Source organism: Myxococcus sp. MH1 (genome assembly GCF_059738865.1).
The window spans coordinates 8,739,730-8,757,641 of record NZ_AP026947.1; the positions used below are offsets into that span (position 1 = coordinate 8,739,730).

Here is a 17,912-nt window from a genome sequence, read left to right on the forward strand (position 1 = left end):
CGACCCGGGGGCCTGGCCGTCCAGCGCCGGGCCCGCCGGGGGGCATTCGGGCGACGGCCCTCGACAGGCCGGTTTGCATGGTTATGGGGAGACGACGCTTCGCGCCCACACGGGGCGCCCCGGAGGCCTTGAACCCATGACCGTCGACGCTTCCCCCCAGCGGGAAACCCACGCCTTCCAGGCGGAGATCAACCAGCTCCTCAGCCTGGTCATCAACTCGCTCTACAGCCACAAGGAGATCTTCCTCCGGGAGCTGGTCTCCAACGCCTCGGACGCGCTCGACAGGCTGCGCTTCCGCGCGATTACGGAGCCGGAGCTGCTCGCGGACGCGCCGGAGCTGGAGCTGCGCATCATCCCTGACGCCCAGAAGAACACCCTCACCATCGAGGACACCGGCGTCGGCATGTCGCACGACGAGCTGGTGAAGAACCTGGGCACCATCGCCCACTCCGGTTCGCGCGAGTTCATCCAGGCGATGACCCAGCGCGGCCAGAAGGACATGCAGCTCATCGGCCAGTTCGGCGTGGGCTTCTACAGCGCGTACCTCGTCGCCGACCGCGTGGAGGTCATCAGCCGCGCCGCCGGCAAGGACAGCCAGGCGTGGAAGTGGACGTCCGAGGCGCACGGCACCTTCACCGTGGAGCCCGCCGAGCGCGCGGCCCGGGGCACCTCCGTCATCCTCCACCTCAAGGAGGACCAGAAGGAGTTCCTGGACGAGTGGCGCGTGCGCTCGCTGATTACCCAGTACTCCGACTACGTCGGCCACCCCATCAAGCTCCAGGTGACCAAGACGACGGGCACGGGGGACGACGCGAAGACGGAGAGCTCGCTGGAGGTGGTGAACAAGGCGAGCGCCCTGTGGCAGCGCGCCAGGTCGGACATCACCGACGAGCAGTACCAGGAGTTCTACAAGCACCTGACGCACGACTGGGAGAAGCCGCTCGCGTGGACGCACTTCAAGGCGGACGGCAACCAGCAGTTCACCGGGCTGCTCTTCCTGCCGAAGAACCCGCCGTTCGACCTGAACGCGCAGCAGCAGCGCGGGGTGCGGCTGTTCGTCAAGCGAGTGTTCATCATGGACCGCTGCGAGGAGCTGGTGCCGCAGTGGCTGCGCTTCGTGCGCGGCGTCATCGACTCGGATGACCTGCCGCTCAACGTGTCGCGCGAGCTGCTGCAGGACTCGCAGGTGGTGCGCGCCATCCGCAAGCACGTGGTGAAGAAGTCGCTGGACCTGCTCGAGAAGCTCGCCAAGGACAAGCCCGAGGACTACACGACGTTCTGGAAGGCCTTCGGCACGGTGCTCAAGGAGGCGCTGGCCACCGAGGCCGAGCACAAGGACAAGGTGGGCGGCCTCTTGCGATACGAGAGCTCGCGCGACGAGGGGCTCACGTCCCTGGCGGACTACGTGTCGCGGATGAAGGAGGGCCAGGAGGCGCTCTATTACATCTACGGCGAGTCCCGGAAGGCGGTGGAGGACAGCCCGCACCTGGAGGCGCTCAAGCAGCGCGGCTACGAGGTCCTCTTCATGACGGACCCGGTGGACGAGTGGGCGGCGCAGGGCCTGCGCGAGTTCCAGGGCAAGCCGCTGGTGTCCGCGCTCCAGGCGGACCTGAAGCTGCAGTCCACGGACGAGCAGAAGAAGGAGCACGAGGAGAAGAGCGAGGGGCTCAAGGGGCTCACGTCGCGGATGAAGGACGTGCTGCAGGACTCGGTGCGCGAGGTGCGCGTGTCGGACCGGCTCACGGACTCGCCGGTGTGCCTGGTCGTCCCCGAGGGCGGCTCGCCCGCGTACCTGGAGCGGCTGCTGCAGCAGCGGGGTAAGGGAATGCCGAGGGTGAAGCGCATCCTCGAGGTCAATCCCAAGCATCCGGTCATCGAGCACCTGAAGACGCTCCACGCCCAGGACCCGGCCCAGGCGCAGGTGGCCGAGTGGATTGAGCTCTTGCATGACCAGGCGCTGCTCACCGAGGGCAGCACCATCTCCGACCCGAACCGCTTCGCGCGCCGGCTGACGACGCTGCTCACGCAGGTGGCGGGGCAGGCGGTGAAGGCGCCGGTGTCCGACGCGCCGAAGCCGGAGGCCCCGGCGCAGGCCGCGAGCTAGGGCACGGTACTGGGGTGAAAGGGCCTCCACTCGCGAGGGGTGGAGGTCCTCGTGCACCGGGCGCGGGAGGGGCCTTTCGCCGCCTTTCGCGCGATTCGCCGGCGCACAATTAGACAGCCTTGTGAGCGATAGGGAATGATGGCTGGATGTCCCAGACCTCCTTCGCCGTCTTCACTTGCGACATCCTCCCGACGGCGGACGCCTCTGTCCGCTCCGCCATCCAGGGAGTGGTCCGCGCGGAGCTCAGCAAGCCCCACCGTCGCGTGCGTCAGCCGCTCGGCAACCAGTGGCTGGTGCGCTTCGACGACGGTGGCTTCAATGCCTTCGTGCTGGTGCTGAGCACGCTGCGCGCGCGCTACCCGGAGTCCTTCCGCTACCTGGTCGTCGGCTGGAACGACATGGGCTCGGTGGCGCTCTATCCGTTGGGTGGGGCGACGCCCACGACGCTGAGCCTGGTCACCGCGATGGCCGCCGTGGCCTCGGGCGCGGACGAGCTGGCGGCGCCGCTGCTGCTCGCCTCGGGCCCGCTCACCGCGGACGACTTCCCGCTGCAGTGGGCGGACGAGGCCGGTGAGGCGCAGAGCCTCCTGGGCGCGTCGGCGCGGGCCCGGCGCGTGGCGACTCCCGGTCCTCGTCGGAGCGTGACTCGGAGGGCCCGCGCGGCAGCGCCCGTCATCAGCGCGGCGCCCGTGCAGGCCGAGGTGGTGGTGAGCGCGGTCGAGGTGGCGCCCGCGCCCGTGGTGAGCGAGGCCCCCGCGACGGAGGCCACCGAGGCCACGAGCGGCGGACGCAAGGGTGCGCGTCGCAAGGGCGCGCGCAAGGCTGGCACCGCGCGGGCGAAGAAGGCCGCGGGCGGCAAGGCGCGTGGGAAGCAGGCCGCCAAGGTGGCCCGGACGGAGCGCACGGAGGAGGCCGCGAAGCGTCGGCGTCCCACCGCGACGAGCAAGCGGACCGGTGGCAAGCGCCGGGGCACCGCGGTCAGCGCGAAGCGCTCCACGTCCGGCAAGCCCAAGGCGGCCAAGGCGAAGACCAAGACCGCTCGCGCGGCGACGAAGCGCAAGGGCAAGAAGGGCGCTCGCTGAAGCGAGGTCTGTGACGCCGCGCGCGGCTGACGTGCGCGGCGGCTTGCTTCACAACCGACGGTGGCTTCATGCGCTGGAGAGCCGGGCGCGCCTCCATGGTGTGCTCTCCGCGCGGCACCTTCGCGTTCACTCGCACCATTCGCGGCGCATCGCGCAGGGATGCTTCGCCGCGCGAGCCCACCCCATCACAACCCCATGTCGAGCAGCACCGCCTCCGCCGCGCGCCGCCCCGAGCCGAGCGCGCCATGGATGGACGCGCTGTCCCGGTGGTCACCACACACGTAGAGCCCCGGTGACAGTCGCACCGGCCGATGCGGCGGCTCCAGCGCGGCCATCGTCTGCGCCGGCAGCGCGAACGGCAGCGAGTACGTGCGCAGGTGCCGCCAGTCCGCCACCGCGGCGCCGAACCACTCCGCCAGCTCCACGCACACCTGCTCGCGCAACGCGGCCTCATCCGAGTGCACGCCCAGCACCGACACGGACACGAGCGCCTGTCCCGGGGGCGCATATGCGGGCGACACCTCGCTCATCACCGCGACGTTGTTCACCACGCCCTTCCCGTCACCATTGAGCAGCAGCCACGGCCCCTCCACCGGCGGCTCCGGCGCGGCGAAGTACAGACACGTCACCGCGTTCATCATCGGCACCGGCATCCCGGGGAGCAGCCGCGCCGCGGCCAACGGGTCCGTGGCCACCACCACCGCCTTCGCGCCCAGCATCTCCCCGTCCTCCAGTCGCACCCGGTGGCCCCACACATCGGCCACGGGTGCATGCCTGCGCAGCGCGACAGGAGGCAGCTTCGCGGCGAGCTGCTCCGCAATCACCCCCATCCCCTGCTCCGGCACCCCGGCCTCGCCCGAGGCGAACATCCGGAAGACGAACTCGAGGAAGCGACTGGACGTGTTCAGCGAGCGGTCCAGGAAGACGCCCGCGAGGAAGGGCCGCAGGAAGCCCTCCACCATCTCCTCCGTGAAGCCCAGCTCCTCCAGGTAGCGCCGCGAGGTGCGCTGGGGACGCAGCCACACGTCCTCGTCCTCGCCCGAGCGCGAGAGCTGCCGCAGCTCCAGCACACGCAGCTTGTCGCCGAACGTCCCGGGCACGTCGAGCAGGTGCGAGAGCGCCGTCACCGGCTGACGCAGCGGGTCCGCCACCGTGCACAGCCTCCCCTGTCGCCACACCTTCGCGCCCGGCATGAAGCGCCGCAGCCGCAGCGCCTCCAGGTCGAGCAGCTTCCGCCCCTCCGGGTAGGCCGTCAGGTACACCTGGAACCCACGGTCCAGCAGGAAGCCCTCATGAGCATCCGTGCGGACGCGGCCCCCGGGAGCATCCCCGGCTTCCAGGACCACCACTTTCAAGCGGGATTGGACGAGCGCTCGCGCGCACGCCAGCCCCGCGAGACCCGCGCCCACGACGATGACGTCCGGGTTCGACACGCGCTCTCCCACATCCACGCTGGCTCCCCTCCATGCTGGTGCGGCGAGCGCGCGGGCCGCAACCCGTACCGTCGTCCGGGTTGCTCGGGAGCGAACACTTGTGCAGAACTGGGAGGCGAGGCGCCACATGCAAGAGCCTCGAAACGCCGGGCTTCCCGGCGTCACCTGAGTGGAGAGAAGGCGGGTTACCCCATGTTGATCGTGATGCGACCAGACGCGACGGCCCAGGACATCGAGCGTGTGAACGACGAGATCCGCCGCCGTGGCTGGCAACCGCACGCGATTCCAGGGGGCACTCGCACGGCCATCGGCATCACCGGCAACCCCGGCGCGGTGGAGCCCGAACCCTTCCGAGTGCTGCCCGGCGTCGCGGACGCGGTCTCCATCTCCCAGCCGTTCAAGCTCGTCAGCCGTGAGGTGAAGCCGGACGACACGCAGCTGCGCGTGGGCAACCTCACCATCGGCGGCGCGTCCTTCCACGTCATCGCCGGGCCGTGCTCGGTGGAGTCGCGCGAGCAGATTCTGTCCACCGCCCACGCGGTGAAGAAGTCGGGCGCCACCATGCTGCGCGGCGGCGCGTTCAAGCCGCGCACCAGCCCCTACGAGTTCCAGGGCCTCAAGGGTGACGGCCTCGCGCTCTTGGCCGAGGCGCGCCAGGAGACGGGCCTGCTCGTCACCACCGAGGTGAAGGACACCGCGACGCTGGACGCGGTGGCGGACGCCACGGACATCCTCCAGATTGGCGCGCGCAACATGCAGAACTTCAGCCTGCTGGAGGCGGTGGGCGAGCGGCGCAAGCCCGTGCTGCTCAAGCGCGGCATGAGCGCGACCATCAAGGAGCTGTTGATGGCGGCCGAGTACATCGTCGCGCGCGGCAACACCCAGGTCATCCTCTGCGAGCGCGGCATCCGCACGTTCGAGACGATGACGCGCAACACGCTGGACCTGAACGCCGTGCCCATGCTCAAGCAGCTGTCGCACCTGCCTGTCTTCGTGGACCCCTCGCACGGCATCGGCGTGCGCAAGGCGGTGCCGGCGATGATGCGGGCGGCGGTGGCGGTGGGCGCCGACGGCATCATCGTGGAAGTGCACCCCGACCCGCCGCGCGCGAAGTCGGACGGCGCCCAGTCGTTGGACTTCTCCGAGTTCGACAAGTCCATGAACGAAGTACGGGCGATTGCACAGGCCATGGGCCGTGAAGTCGTGCGGTTGGGATAGCGCGCGATGACCCTCAAGGAAGCGCTGGGCAAGGTGGTGGGCCGGCGCGACCTCACCCGCGAGGAGATGGCCCGGGTCATGGGCCTGATGCTCGCGGGCGAGGCTTCGCCTGCTCAAGTGGGGGCGCTGGCGACGGCGCTCAAGATGAAGGGTGAGACCGAGGACGAAATCCTCGGCGCCGCGGAGGCCATGCGGGCCTGCGCGGCGAAGCTGTCTCCGCGCGCGCAGGTGGTGCTCGACACCTGCGGCACGGGCGGGGACGGCGCGCACACCTTCAACATCTCCACCGCGGTGGCCTTCGTGGCCGCCGGGGCGGGGGTGACGGTGGCCAAGCACGGCAACCGCGCGGTCTCCAGTCGGTGCGGCAGCGCGGACGTGCTCGCCGCGCTGGGTGTGTCCATGGAGCGGCCGCATGAGCGCGTCGCGCTCGACATCGACGAATACGGCGTGGGGTTCCTCTTCGCGCCCTCGCATCACAGCGCGCTCAAGCACGTGGCGCAGGCGCGGCGGGACATGGGCTTCCACAGCATGTTCAACCTGCTGGGACCGCTGACCAACCCGGCCGGCGCGCGCTATCAGCTGCTGGGCACCTTCGACGGCAAGCGCGTGGAGCAGACGGCGCGAGTGCTGGGGCGATTGGGCAGTCGGCGCGCGTGGGTGGTGCATGGCCACGACGGGCTGGACGAAATCTCGCCCTGCGCGCCCACCGAGGTGGCGGAGCTACGCGAGGACGGCACCGTGCACTGCTTCACGGTGCGGCCCGAGGACGCGGGGCTCGAAGTGGTGCCGCGCGAGGCCATCGCTGGCGGTGACGCGGACGAGAACGCGAAGCGGCTGCGCTCATTGCTCGACGGTGAGCGCTCCGGACTGCGCACGGCGGTGCTGCTCAACGCGGCGGCGGCGCTCGTCGTGGTCGGGCAAGCGAACGACTTGCGCGAGGGCGTGAAGAAGGCGGAGCACGCCATCGACTCGGGCGCGGCGTCGCGCAAGCTCGCCTCGCTCATCCATGGGGCCGTGTCGTGAGCGGGGGCCAGCACGGTAGCACGTCGTCTCCGGTCGCGCCGGGGACGCTGGACCTCATCATGGCGCGCAAGCGACGGGAGCTGGCGGAGCGGCCTCCCCTGTCGCCGCGCCCCCGTCCCGAGCCGCGTGACTTCGCGGGCGGCCTGCTGCGACGAGCACCGGGGCGCCCGGTGAGCGTCATCGCGGAGGTGAAGCGCAAGAGTCCGTCCGGCGGAGCGTTTCCACACGCGGACGTGGTGGCAGTGGCGAGGGCCTACGAGGCCGCAGGCGCCAGCGCCATCAGCGTGCTGACGGACGGGCCGGACTTCGGTGGCGCGCTGGAGGACCTCGTCGCGGTGCGAGCCGCGGTGTCGGTGCCGGTGCTGCGCAAGGACTTCCTCGTCGCGGCACGCGAGGTCGAGGAGAGCGCGCTGTGGGGCGCGGACGCGGTGCTGCTCATCGCGGATGCGCTGGAGGACGGAGAGCTGCGCGAGATGCTGGCCACGGCGCGCGCGGTGAACGTCGCCGCGCTGGTGGAGGCGCACACGGAGGCGCACGCCGAGCGGGCGCTGGCGGCGGGCGCGGAGCTGGTGGGCATCAACAACCGGGACCTGGCCACGTTGAAGACGGACGTGGGCACGGCGCTGCGGGTGATGCCCAGGCTGCGCTCGCGGGCCCGCGTGCTCGTGGCGGAGAGCGGGCTCAAGTCGGTGACGGAGCTGGTCGCCGCGCGAGAGGCCGGCGCCGACGCGGTGCTGGTGGGCGAGTCGCTCCTGCGCGACGCGGAGCCGGGACGGGCGCTCACGCGGCTGCTCGGACAGGAAGGCACGCCGCCGTGAGTGTCCGGGTGAAGGTGTGTGGGGTGACGCGGCTCGAGGATGCTCGGGCCGCGTGGGACGCGGGGGTGGACGCGCTGGGGCTCAACTTCTATCCGCCCTCCCCTCGATATCTGGACCTGGCCACGGCGGCGAAGCTCGCGCGCACGCGGCCGCCCCTGGGCGCGCTGATTGGGGTGTTCGTCAACGCGGCGGCGGAGGACATCCGGCGGGCGGTGACGGAGTGTGGCCTCACGGCCGTGCAGCTCCATGGGGACGAGCCACCGGAGGCCTGCTCGGGGTTCGGGGTGCCGGTCATCAAGGCGCTGCGGGTGCGCGGCGCGGATGACGTGGCGCGGACGCGGGCGTACGTGGGAGTGGGCGACGTGACGGGGTTGCTGCTGGACGGGGCGGCGCCTGGGTATGGCGGTGGGGGCGTGGGGTTCGACTGGTCGCTGGTGGCGGGAGTGTCGGGCAGCGGCGTGCCGGTGTTGGTGGCGGGAGGGCTGAAGCCCTCCAACGTGGCGGAGGCGGTGCGCGCGACGCGGCCTTACGGAGTGGATGTGGCCAGTGGGGTGGAGTCGGCCCCGGGCATCAAGGACATGGACGCGGTGCGCGCCTTCGTGCGGGCCGCGAAGTCCATCAACCTCTGGGAGTGACAGGGATGAACACGGAGACTTCCACCGGCCGCTTCGGCCGCTTCGGTGGGCGCTACGTGCCGGAGACGCTCGTCCCGGCGCTGATGGAGTTGGAAGAGGCGTATACGGCCGCCAGGGCGGACCCGACGTTCGACGCCGAGGTGGCGCGGGTGCTGCGTGAGTTCGTGGGTCGTCCCACGACGCTGACGCCGGCGCGCAGGCTCACCGAGGCGTGGGGCGGCGCGAACGTGTGGCTCAAGCGCGAGGACCTGGCGCACACGGGCGCGCACAAAATCAACAACACCGTGGGTCAGGTGCTGCTCGCGAAGCGGATGGGCAAGAAGCGCATCATCGCGGAGACGGGCGCGGGCCAGCACGGCGTCGCGACGGCCACCGCGTGTGCGCTCTTCGGGCTGCCGTGCGAGGTGTACATGGGCGCGCTGGACGTGGAGCGGCAGGCGCTCAACGTCTTCCGGATGCGGGCGCTCGGCGCGGTGGTGCGGCCGGTGGAGTCGGGCTCGCGGACGCTGAAGGACGCGATGAACGAGGCGATGCGCACGTGGGTGTCGCAGGTCTCGGACACGCACTACGTCATCGGCAGCGCGGCGGGGCCGCACCCGTATCCGTCGGTGGTGCGCGACTTCCAGTCCATCATCGGGAAGGAGCTGCGCACGCAGGCGATGGCGGCGTTCGGGCAGCTGCCGGATGCGATTGTCGCGTGCGTGGGGGGCGGCTCGAATGCGATTGGCGTGCTGCATCCGTTCATCGGCGATGCGAGCGTGCGGCTCATCGGCGTGGAGGCGGGTGGGCACGGGCTGGACTCGGGCCAGCACGGGGCGTCGTTGACGCTGGGGACGGAGGGCGTGTTGCACGGCTCGCGCTCGCTGGTGCTCCAGGACGCGGATGGACAGATTCAGGAGGCGCACAGCATCAGCGCGGGTCTGGACTATCCAGGCGTGGGGCCGGAGCTGGCGCACCTGGCGAAGATTGGGCGGATGGAGGTGCGCACGGCGACGGACGACGAGGCGTTGGCGTCGTTCTACGAGGTGGCGCGCATGGAGGGCATCCTCCCGGCGCTGGAGACGTCGCATGCGTTCGCGCGAGGCAGGGAGCTGGCGCGGGAGCTGGGCGCGGGCAAGTACCTGGTCATCAACTGCTCGGGTCGAGGGGACAAGGACGTCGCGACGATTTCGGCACGCGGGGTTCCGCCGGCGGTGGGGGTGAAGGCGTGAGCGGCGAAATCGCGAAGGCGTTCGCGCGGGCGAAGGCTCGGGGCGAGGGCGCGCTGGTGGCGTACGGGATGGCGGGAGACCCGGACCTGGCGCGCTCGGTGGAGGTCTTCACGGCGATGGTGGAGGGAGGCGCGGACATCCTCGAGGTGGGCGTGGCGTTCAGCGACCCCATCGCGGACGGGCCGGTCATCCAGGGTGCATCGGAGCGCGCGTTGAAGGCGGGCTCCACGCTCAAGCGGGTGCTCGACGAGGTGGTGCCGGAGGTGCATCGGCGCTGCCCGGAGACGCCGCTGGTCATCATGACGTATGTGAATGTCATCATGGCGATGGGCGAGGAGCGGTTCGCGAAGCTGGCGCGGGAGCGCGGCGTGTCGGGAGCCATCCTGCCGGACCTGCCGCCCGAGGAGAGCGGGGCCTTGCGCGCCACGTTCGACGCGGCGGGCGTGGACCTGATTCCGCTGTGCGCGCCGACGACCCCGCGTGCGCGAGCCGAGGCCATCGCGAAGGATGGGCGCGGCTTCGTGTACTGCGTGTCGGTAGCGGGAGTGACGGGCATGCGCGCGGAGCTGCCTCCGGACCTGTCGCAGCGGCTGGACCTGGTGCGCAAGGCGTCACCGGTGCCGGTGGTGGCGGGCTTCGGCATCTCCAGCGCGGAGCAGGCGCGGACGCTGTCGGCGCACGCGGATGGGGTGGTGGTGGGGAGCGCGCTCGTCCGGGCCGCACACTCGGATGGACCGCAGGCCGTCAAGGCGCTGTGCGCGGACATCAAGCGCGGATTGAAGCGCTGACGTCGACGGGACACGGGCACGGAAGCACCACTCCGTGCTCCGTGGCCCTTCTCACGAAGCTTCACGCGGTCGACGCACCACCGCGAACCCGAGCAGTCCCAGGAACGTCATCGCGGAGACGCCCAGTCCCCACCGCGCGGCAACATCCCGATAGGTCAATGTCACCCGATGTCGCCCAGCCTTCACGGGCACCGCGCGCACCGCGACGTTGGCCGGGAGAATCGGCGTCTCCACGCCATCCACCATCGCCGTCCACCCGGGGAACCACGCGTCGTTCACGATGAGCACCGCGTCGCGAGGACTCTCCACCTCGAAATCCAAGGTCTCCGCCTCGTAGCGCTCCACCTTCACCTGTCCCCCCACGGGAGACGTGTCTCCAGAGGCAAGCCCGGCCCCACCCTCGCCACACTCGACCAACGCCACCTGTCCGGCACGAACGAGCGGATCCGCCAGCCCCGGCATCGCGGCCTCGTACGACGCGACACAGCGCGCATTCGCCAGGAACACCCGAGGCAGCACCCCCGGGTGCTCCACCAACACCGCCTTGATGGACCGGTCCGTGACGGCGTTCTTCTTCCCAGCCGCCTCCAGCGCCTGCCACTCCACGAGCGGATGCACCGAGTACGCGACGGAGAACAGCGGCGCGCGCTCCAGGAACCACGGCGTCACATCCCAGACGACCGCACGCACCCGTCGACTCGTGGCGGGCAGGGTCCCATCCGCGCTCTCCATGCCCCACAGCCCCGGTGTGTCCGGCATGAGCGTCTGCGCCGCGACGAGCGTGCGCCACTGCCGAGCATCCATCCCCGGGATGAGCGACGTCACGCCAGCGACGTCGTAGTGCGAGGCCACCCGGATGGGCACCCGTGAATCCTCGCGAGGCTGCGAGAGGATGTGCTCGGCGAACGGAGGCGGCGTGGACAACACCTCCGGCGTGAGCAGCTCGTAGCTCCCGAACCCCACCACGAAGCCCGACACGAACTGCGTCACCAACAACACCCCGGCGCTCCCACGCGTCCACAGCACCCCACCCACACAGAGCACCGCGCTCACCAGCGCCACTCCACTGACGAGCACGAACTGCCGCGACAACAACTCGCGCAGCTCCCCGGGCATCTCCGGCCAGCGAGGCACCAGCAGCAACGCCGTGAACCCCCGCCCCAGGGACTCGCCCACGATGAGCACCAGACACCCCACGCCCACCGCCGCCGCGAGCCGGAGGAACACCCGCCGGCCCTCCCCCTCGAACACGTGCTTCCACCCCAGGGCCGCCAGGAAGCAGACCCCCAGCCCGAGGAACGGAACGAGCTTGGTCGGATAGCGAAACACACGCCACGGAGGCACCCACGTGTACAGGGCCTCGTAGAGCGGCAGCGCGGGCCCCAGCGACAGCCCCAAGACGAACAGCCACACGCCGCCCCAAAACCACAACATCCGGGAGCGGCGATTCAACCATGCCGCCACCCCCGCGAGCAGCAGCACGGGCACACCCAGATACAGAGAGCCAACCCAGAAGCTCGCGTATCCCGAGGGCGCAAGCTTGGTGACGATGGCCAGCGTCACGTCCGGCCGCTCGTCCGGAAGCTCCAGGTAGGCCCCCAGCAACGGCTCGAGCAGTCGAAGCGGATGCACCGCGTACTCCTGCGCGATGTCGAGCGTCCTGCCTCCCGCCTGAGCCGTCCCCATCAACGCCGCGGACGAGAACAACTGCGGCGAGGCCAGCAGCGTCGCCACCCCCAGCACTCCCAACACGGACACGAGCCGGGCCCGCCGCGACTCCACAGGCGACGAGAGCGCCAGCAACACCACCAACCCATACGTCACGCAGAACGCCTGCACGTCCCCCGCGAGCAGCACCAGCGCCAGCACCAGCCCCGCGAGCAACAACCTCCCCGCCCCCGGCGCGCGAAGCTGACGCTCCGTCGCCCACAGCGCCCACGGCACCGTGGCCGCGGCCATCAGGTAGCAGAGGTTGTTGGTGATGCAGACCAGGTAGCCGCTGAAGGCATACGCCATCCCCGCGAGGAACGTCCCCGCGCGAGGCACCTCCCACAACCGCGTCAACGCATACATCCCCAGCAGCGCGACCGGGAAGCACAGCAGGATGTTCGCGTTGAAGGCGTGGTTCAGCGAGAGCAGCAGGTACAGCAGCTTGCTCGGATGGAAGGGCGCGACGACCAGCGTGCCCGCGAAGGGCTGACCGAAGCCATCCAGCGTCAGCCACTCCGGAATCCGCCCGCCCAGCACCGCCTCGCGCCAGTAATGGAACGCCGGCAGGTAGACGTACAGTGAGTCGCGCGCGCTGAACATCTCGCCGGTGGCGAACACCCGGGAGAAGTAGAGCGCCGTCAGCGCCAACGCACAGGTCACCAGCAACAAGCACTGGGACACCCGCGCGTCACGCGGCGGAACACTCGGAGGCAGGGCGGGGGCAGGAGGCTCTGGAGAAGACACGCGAGCCACGAGCATACCCAACCCCGCTCACGGCGTGGCGGAGCGCGTCTTCTCCCAGATGGGCCGGTAATCGTACGTCGGGTAGAACTCCGTGCGGAACGCGCCCCACGCGCCCTTCTCGAACGCGAGGTTCACCTCGCGCAGCTTCTCGGGAGGCAGGCGCACCGTGACGACCTGCCCCACGCCCATCATCACGTACCAGGACACCACCTCCACGCCCGCGGGCGGGAAGCTCTTGCGAAAGCCCGTGCGGTCCAGGTGCGCGTTGATCTCCTCCAGCGTCTTGCCCTGGTCGTGCTTCATGAAGATGGTCAGCAACATCGTGCCGTCCGTACCGCCACCCTTCGCCGCGGCGGACTGCGCGTGTCCGGGCAGGGCCAGCGTCAGCGCCAGGAACGACGCGAGGACGAACGACACATGGGGAATCGAACGAAGGGAGTGCATGGCCGCGAGGCTACTGTCCGATCGCCACCGCGTGTTTCATGAAACGCGCGCCCTGCCCTCTCCGGGTGGCACAATCCGGCCCCTATGAAAACGCGCGGTCCCCAGGTGGTGCTCGTTCGTCACGGAGAGACGGCATGGAGCCGGGGTGGGCAGCACACGGGACGCACCGATGTCCCGCTGCTCGAGGCCGGCCGGACGATGGCGGCGAAGCTCGGCGAGCCCCTGCGCGCGTGGGACTTCGCCCAGGTGTGGACCAGCCCCTTGAGTCGCGCGTTCGAGACCTGCGCGCTCGCGGGCTACGGCGAAGGGGCCGTGCGCCGCGACGACTTGATGGAGTGGGACTACGGCGACCACGAGGGCCGCACCGGCGCGGAGATTCGCGTGGAGCATCCCGGCTGGACGGTGTGGAAGGACGGCGTCCCCAACGGCGAGACGGCACAGCAGGTGGGCGCTCGCGCGGACCGCGTCATCTCCGACCTGCGCCAGCAGACCGGCGACATCCTCATCTTCTCCCACGGCCACTTCCTGCGAGTGCTCGCGGCGCGGTGGCTGGGGCTCGCGCCCTCCGAGGGGCGCCTGTTCCTCTTGAGCACCGGCTCCATCAGCGTGCTCGGCGCGGACGGGCCGGATGCCGCCCAGCCGGCGCTCGCCGGCTGGAACGACACCACCCATCTCAAGCCATGAGGCTCAGCAGCCGCAGCTCAACACCCCGCCGCTGGTCTGCTCGTAGTCGGTGCACGACGCACCCGCCGGATTGAAGCAGACGCGGTAGCGCTCCTGCGTACCGATGAGCGCCGGGTTGGGCTCGCGATAGAGGATGCCGCAACACGGGGGCAGCAGCTCCTGGCCATCCTTGGACACGGTCGCCTCGGGAGCCACGCCGTTCGGACAGCCCCAGGGGTCCTCCTCGCAGACCCAGGTCGAGCCGCAGGTGCTGGCGTTGGCGCCGCAGTAGCTGCCACCCACCGCGTACCAGGGGGACCAGTTCGCGCAGGAGTCGTAGCCCGGGCACTGGCCCAGCGACGAGTCCACCGTGGTCAGCTCCGCCTCGTCCATCGGGACGCCCGCGCCGGCCTCGGCGGACGGCTCCCCACCACACGCGCCCAGCACCAGCGCGCCGAACATCGCGACCAGACCGCGAGACATCGCACTTCGCACGTTCATCGTGGGCTCCTCCCGGCGCCGACTCCTGGATGGAGCCTCGGTCGCCGGAAGGGCCCACGCTATGCGTGTGGTTTTTCCGTCAAGAACGTCGGAATTGTCAGGCTCCAGACAGTGTCGTCAGCCCGACAATCCCCTCGTACCCCAGGGCGATGTCCCCTCTCAGAGACGCCCCTCCAGGAAGTTGCGGACCAGGGTGGGGCCCTCGGGGGTGAGCACGCTCTCGGGGTGGAACTGGAAGCCCACGACGGGCCGCTCGCGGTGGCGCAGCGCCATGATGAGCCCGTCCTGACTCCACGCCGTGGCCTCCAGTGATGCGGGCAACGAGGACGCCTCCACCACCAGCGAGTGGTAGCGCGCGGCCAGGAAGCCCTGGCTCGCGCCGGTGAACACGCCCGAGCCCTCGTGCCGGATGCGCGCGGACTTGCCATGCACGGGCTCGGGCGCCCGGATGACGTTGCCGCCGAAGGCCGCGCCGATGGACTGGTGCCCCAGACACACGCCGAGCACCGGCACCTTCGATTGCGCGATGGCGGCCACGCTGACCCCGGCCTCGTGCGGCGTGCAAGGCCCCGGGGAAATCACCAGGTGCGACGCGCCCTCGGCGGCGATGGCCTCCACCGTGAGCGCGTCGTTGCGCACCACCTTCACCTCGGCGCCCAGCGTGTAGAGGAGCTGGACGAGGTTGAAGGTGAACGAGTCGTAGTTGTCGATGACGAGAATCATCGCCCACCTCCCTCGCGAGCCAGCCGGAGCGCGGCGGCCATGGCGCCGGCCTTGGCCTCCGTCTCATCGGCTTCCTTCGACGGCACCGAGTCCGCGACCAGCCCCGCGCCCGCGGTCCAGAACGTCTTGTCACCGTCGACGAAGAAGGTGCGCAGCGCGATGGCCACGTCCAGCGTGCCGCAGAAGGACAGGTAGCCCACCGCGCCCGAGTACGGCCCGCGTCGCTGCACCTCCAGCTCGTCGATGATCTGCATCGCGCGAATCTTCGGAGCCCCGGACACGGTGCCCGCGGGGAACGTGCTGGCCAGCGCGTCGAGCGCGTCGAACTTCGAGTCCAGCTTGCCGCGCACCTGCGAGACGATGTGCATCACGTGGCTGTAGCGCTCGATGACCATCAGGTCCTCGACGCGCACCGAGCCGGGCGCCGCCACGCGGCCGACATCGTTGCGGCCCAGGTCCACCAGCATGATGTGCTCGGCGCGCTCCTTCTCGTCCGCGAGCAGCTCCTTCTCCAGCGCCAGGTCCTCCGCCTCGGAGGCCCCGCGTCGACGCGTCCCCGCGATGGGCCGCACCACCACATCCCCATCTCGCACCTGCACCAGCAGCTCCGGGGAGGCGCCCACCAGCGCGCGCGCCTCGCCCATCTCCACCAGGAACAGGTACGGCGAGGGATTCACCCGTCGCAGCGCGCGGTAGAGCGACAGCGGCGGAGGCGCGCCGCGAGCCTCGAAGCGCCGGGCGAGCACCACCTGGAAGATGTCACCCGCGCGGATGTACTCCTTGGAGCGCTCCACCGCGGCCTCGTAACCGGCGCGGTCCCAACAGGCGATGGGCGCCGAGTCCCCCTTCATGCGAGGCGACGGCACGTAGGCCTCCGGAGGCAGCGGCTTGAGCAGCTTCTCCGCCATGGCCTGCGCGCGCTCCTCCGCGTCCTTCAGGGCGTGGGCCACGCTGCCATGGAGCGACGGCCGCGCAATCGCGGTGACCTTGAGCGTCCCGGTGCGCGAGTCGTGGGTGACGAAGTCCTCGCAGATGAGCCACTCGGAGTCCGGGAACGAGGTGTCGCGCGGGTGCCGGTCCGGGACGGTGGGCTCCATCCACGAGATGCAGTTGTAGCCCATGTACCCCACGAGCCCGCCCAGGAACGGGGCCTCGCCCGGCAGTCGCGCCACGGCGAGCTCTCGCCACAACGTGCGCAGGACGTCCAGCGGCTTGCCCTCGCGGCGCTCCTCGCGCGAGCCACGCCACAACGTGGCCCCCCGCGCGTCCAGCCGCACACGCCCCGCGGCGTGGGTGCCCACGTGGCTGTAGCGCCCGAAGCGCTCGCCGCCGTAGCACGACTCGAGGATGAAGCCGCGCGAGCCTCCGCCCAGCTTCAGATACGCCGACAGCGGCGTGTCGAGGTCCGCCGGCAACTCCACCGACACCGGCACCGACTCGCCCTGCTCCGCGCGTTGGCGATACGCCGCCTTCCGCTCCTGTGCATCCATCGTCATGACCTTTCCCCCGCGACCAGTATCACCCGTCCCGGACAGCGACGGGGAGCCGCGCCCGCGCCTCACTCCTCGCGAGCAGAAACCACGGTTCGCGACGGCCCCACCGGTGTAGCGCGGAGCCCCGCCCCGGGCGAGGGACATCGCGCCCTTTCACGACGACGGGATGTTTCCGTGCGCGGCAAGCCGGCTCGGGCGATGAGCGCCTGGCGAGCATGCCGGCGAGCGACCCAGGTGAGAGGCACGCGCACCCTGGGTGGTCACCCCTGGAAGCCCTCGTTATTTCAGAAGGACTGTGGACGCCTCCGTCTCCTTCAATCCTCGAAGGCCGCTCGTCACGGTGACGCCCCAGGGCCTCTTCTGTGAGCCCGGGGGCTTCCACATCGACCCCTGGCAGCCGGTGGAGCGGGCCCTCATCACCCATGCCCATGGCGACCACGCGCGCTCCGGTCATCAGCGCTACCTGGGCGCCCGAGCAGGCGAGTCCCTGCTGCGGCGTCGCGTGGGGGCCACTTCCGCCATCGACACCCTGGACTATGGCGAGCCGCTGAAGATTGGCGACGTCACCGTCAGCTTCCATCCCGCGGGCCATGTGCTGGGCAGCGCGCAGCTCCGCATGGAGCACCGGGGCGAGGTGTGGGTCGTCTCGGGCGACTACAAGCGCGCGGCGGACCCGACGTGTGCGCCGTTCGAGGTGGTGCGCTGCCACACGTTCATCACCGAGGCGACGTTCGGCCTGCCCATCTTCCGCTGGGACGACGCGCGGCTGGTGGCGGAGGACATCCTGCGGTGGTGGGACGCCAACCGCGCGGTGGGGCGCTCGGTGGTGTTGTTCTGCTACGCGCTGGGCAAGGCGCAGCGGATCCTCGCGGAGCTGGCGCGACTGACCGACCGCCCCGCCTTCATCCACGGGGCGATGCACGGCCTCGTGGATGCGTACCGGGAAGCGGGGGTGAAGATGATTCCCACGCAGCTCGTGTCGGAGGTGGAGAAGGGCACGTCCTTCGCGGGGGCGCTGGTGCTGGCGCCACCGAGCGCGGGCGGATCCACGTGGATGCGCCGCTTCGGGGAGATGGAGACGGGCTTCGCTTCGGGGTGGATGCGGGTGCGGGGCAACCGGCGCAGGCGCGGCTTCGACCGGGGTTTCGTGTTGTCGGACCACGCGGACTGGCCGGACCTGCTGCGCACGGTGGAAGACACTGGAGCGCAGCGCGTACTGACCACGCACGGCTCCGCGGAACCGTTGGCGCGATACCTCCGAGAGAAGGGTGTGGATGCCTCCCCGCTGGCCACGCCCTTCGAGGGCGAGGCGGAGGACTGAC

At 70.5% G+C, this 17,912-nt stretch carries 16 protein-coding genes; 10 read left to right on the plus strand and 6 right to left on the minus strand.

Translation table 11 applies throughout. From position 1 onward, the window contains the following. Positions 1-136 precede the first annotated feature (136 nt). A complete protein-coding gene (gene htpG / locus AC6JA9_RS34465) occupies positions 137-2,104 on the plus strand; it encodes a molecular chaperone HtpG (RefSeq protein ID WP_497958416.1) in 1,968 nt (655 codons plus the stop codon). A 146-nt stretch (positions 2,105-2,250) separates the two neighbouring features. Next, entirely contained in the window at positions 2,251-3,186 is a 936-nt protein-coding gene (locus tag AC6JA9_RS34470) for a hypothetical protein (protein ID WP_223748395.1), read from the plus strand. Positions 3,187-3,371: 185 nt separating this feature from the next. Here the strand turns inward: AC6JA9_RS34470 and AC6JA9_RS34475 are convergent, their stop codons facing one another. Continuing rightward, entirely contained in the window at positions 3,372-4,637 is a 1,266-nt protein-coding gene (locus tag AC6JA9_RS34475; RefSeq protein WP_370641866.1) for an NAD(P)/FAD-dependent oxidoreductase, read from the minus strand. 174 nt (positions 4,638-4,811) lie between these two features. Between AC6JA9_RS34475 and aroF the strand changes: the two genes are divergently transcribed. Genes aroF through trpA form a run of 6 tightly spaced genes read left to right on the plus strand, consistent with a single transcriptional unit; the run spans position 4,812 to position 10,312 of the window. Further along, positions 4,812-5,837: a 3-deoxy-7-phosphoheptulonate synthase gene (aroF, locus tag AC6JA9_RS34480; protein ID WP_046715901.1), complete on the plus strand. Its 1,026-nt coding sequence runs from the start codon at positions 4,812-4,814 to the stop codon at positions 5,835-5,837. A gap of 6 nt (positions 5,838-5,843) precedes the next feature. Further along, entirely contained in the window at positions 5,844-6,860 is a 1,017-nt protein-coding gene (gene trpD, locus AC6JA9_RS34485) for an anthranilate phosphoribosyltransferase (RefSeq protein ID WP_497958417.1), read from the plus strand. Positions 6,861-6,919: 59 nt separating this feature from the next. Further along, positions 6,920-7,678, plus strand: a complete 759-nt coding sequence (locus AC6JA9_RS34490) for an indole-3-glycerol-phosphate synthase (RefSeq protein WP_223781612.1) — start codon at positions 6,920-6,922, stop codon at positions 7,676-7,678. Further along, positions 7,675-8,313, plus strand: a complete 639-nt coding sequence (locus tag AC6JA9_RS34495; RefSeq protein ID WP_223781611.1) for a phosphoribosylanthranilate isomerase — start codon at positions 7,675-7,677, stop codon at positions 8,311-8,313. Before AC6JA9_RS34490 ends, AC6JA9_RS34495 begins: the two co-directional genes overlap by 4 nt. 5 nt (positions 8,314-8,318) lie before the next feature. Next, positions 8,319-9,524 carry a tryptophan synthase subunit beta gene (trpB, locus tag AC6JA9_RS34500; protein ID WP_141333160.1) on the plus strand — a complete coding sequence of 402 codons (1,206 nt, stop codon included), beginning with the start codon at positions 8,319-8,321 and terminating at the stop codon, positions 9,522-9,524. Further along, positions 9,521-10,312: a tryptophan synthase subunit alpha gene (gene trpA / locus AC6JA9_RS34505; RefSeq protein WP_223748392.1), complete on the plus strand. Its 792-nt coding sequence runs from the start codon at positions 9,521-9,523 to the stop codon at positions 10,310-10,312. Before trpB ends, trpA begins: the two co-directional genes overlap by 4 nt. A gap of 51 nt (positions 10,313-10,363) precedes the next feature. Here the strand turns inward: trpA and AC6JA9_RS34510 are convergent, their stop codons facing one another. Then, positions 10,364-12,691 (minus strand): putative glycosyltransferase family protein, encoded by a 2,328-nt coding sequence (locus AC6JA9_RS34510; RefSeq protein ID WP_497958418.1) that lies wholly within the window; start codon positions 12,689-12,691, stop codon positions 10,364-10,366. 102 nt (positions 12,692-12,793) lie between these two features. Continuing rightward, complete coding sequence (locus AC6JA9_RS34515) at positions 12,794-13,210, minus strand: hypothetical protein (RefSeq protein WP_483578634.1); 417 nt, start codon at positions 13,208-13,210, stop codon at positions 12,794-12,796. Positions 13,211-13,294: 84 nt separating this feature from the next. On the opposite strand from AC6JA9_RS34515, the gene AC6JA9_RS34520 reads away from it, so the two are divergent. Then, positions 13,295-13,894 (plus strand): histidine phosphatase family protein, encoded by a 600-nt coding sequence (locus AC6JA9_RS34520; RefSeq protein ID WP_223748387.1) that lies wholly within the window; start codon positions 13,295-13,297, stop codon positions 13,892-13,894. 3 nt (positions 13,895-13,897) lie between these two features. Here the strand turns inward: AC6JA9_RS34520 and AC6JA9_RS34525 are convergent, their stop codons facing one another. The 3 genes from AC6JA9_RS34525 to AC6JA9_RS34535 form a co-directional block, all read right to left on the minus strand. Further along, complete coding sequence (locus AC6JA9_RS34525) at positions 13,898-14,374, minus strand: hypothetical protein (RefSeq protein WP_223781607.1); 477 nt, start codon at positions 14,372-14,374, stop codon at positions 13,898-13,900. 159 nt (positions 14,375-14,533) lie between these two features. Then, positions 14,534-15,097, minus strand: coding sequence for an anthranilate synthase component II (locus AC6JA9_RS34530; RefSeq protein WP_473571269.1), 564 nt, complete (start codon positions 15,095-15,097; stop codon positions 14,534-14,536). Beyond that, positions 15,094-16,587 carry an anthranilate synthase component I family protein gene (locus AC6JA9_RS34535; protein WP_426736518.1) on the minus strand — a complete coding sequence of 498 codons (1,494 nt, stop codon included), beginning with the start codon at positions 16,585-16,587 and terminating at the stop codon, positions 15,094-15,096. Before AC6JA9_RS34535 ends, AC6JA9_RS34530 begins: the two co-directional genes overlap by 4 nt. A gap of 259 nt (positions 16,588-16,846) precedes the next feature. On the opposite strand from AC6JA9_RS34535, the gene AC6JA9_RS34540 reads away from it, so the two are divergent. Then, the gene (locus AC6JA9_RS34540) at positions 16,847-17,911 is read left to right on the plus strand and encodes a ligase-associated DNA damage response exonuclease (RefSeq protein ID WP_473571267.1); all 1,065 of its coding nucleotides are present in this window, start codon (positions 16,847-16,849) and stop codon (positions 17,909-17,911) included. Position 17,912: the final 1 nt, after the last annotated feature.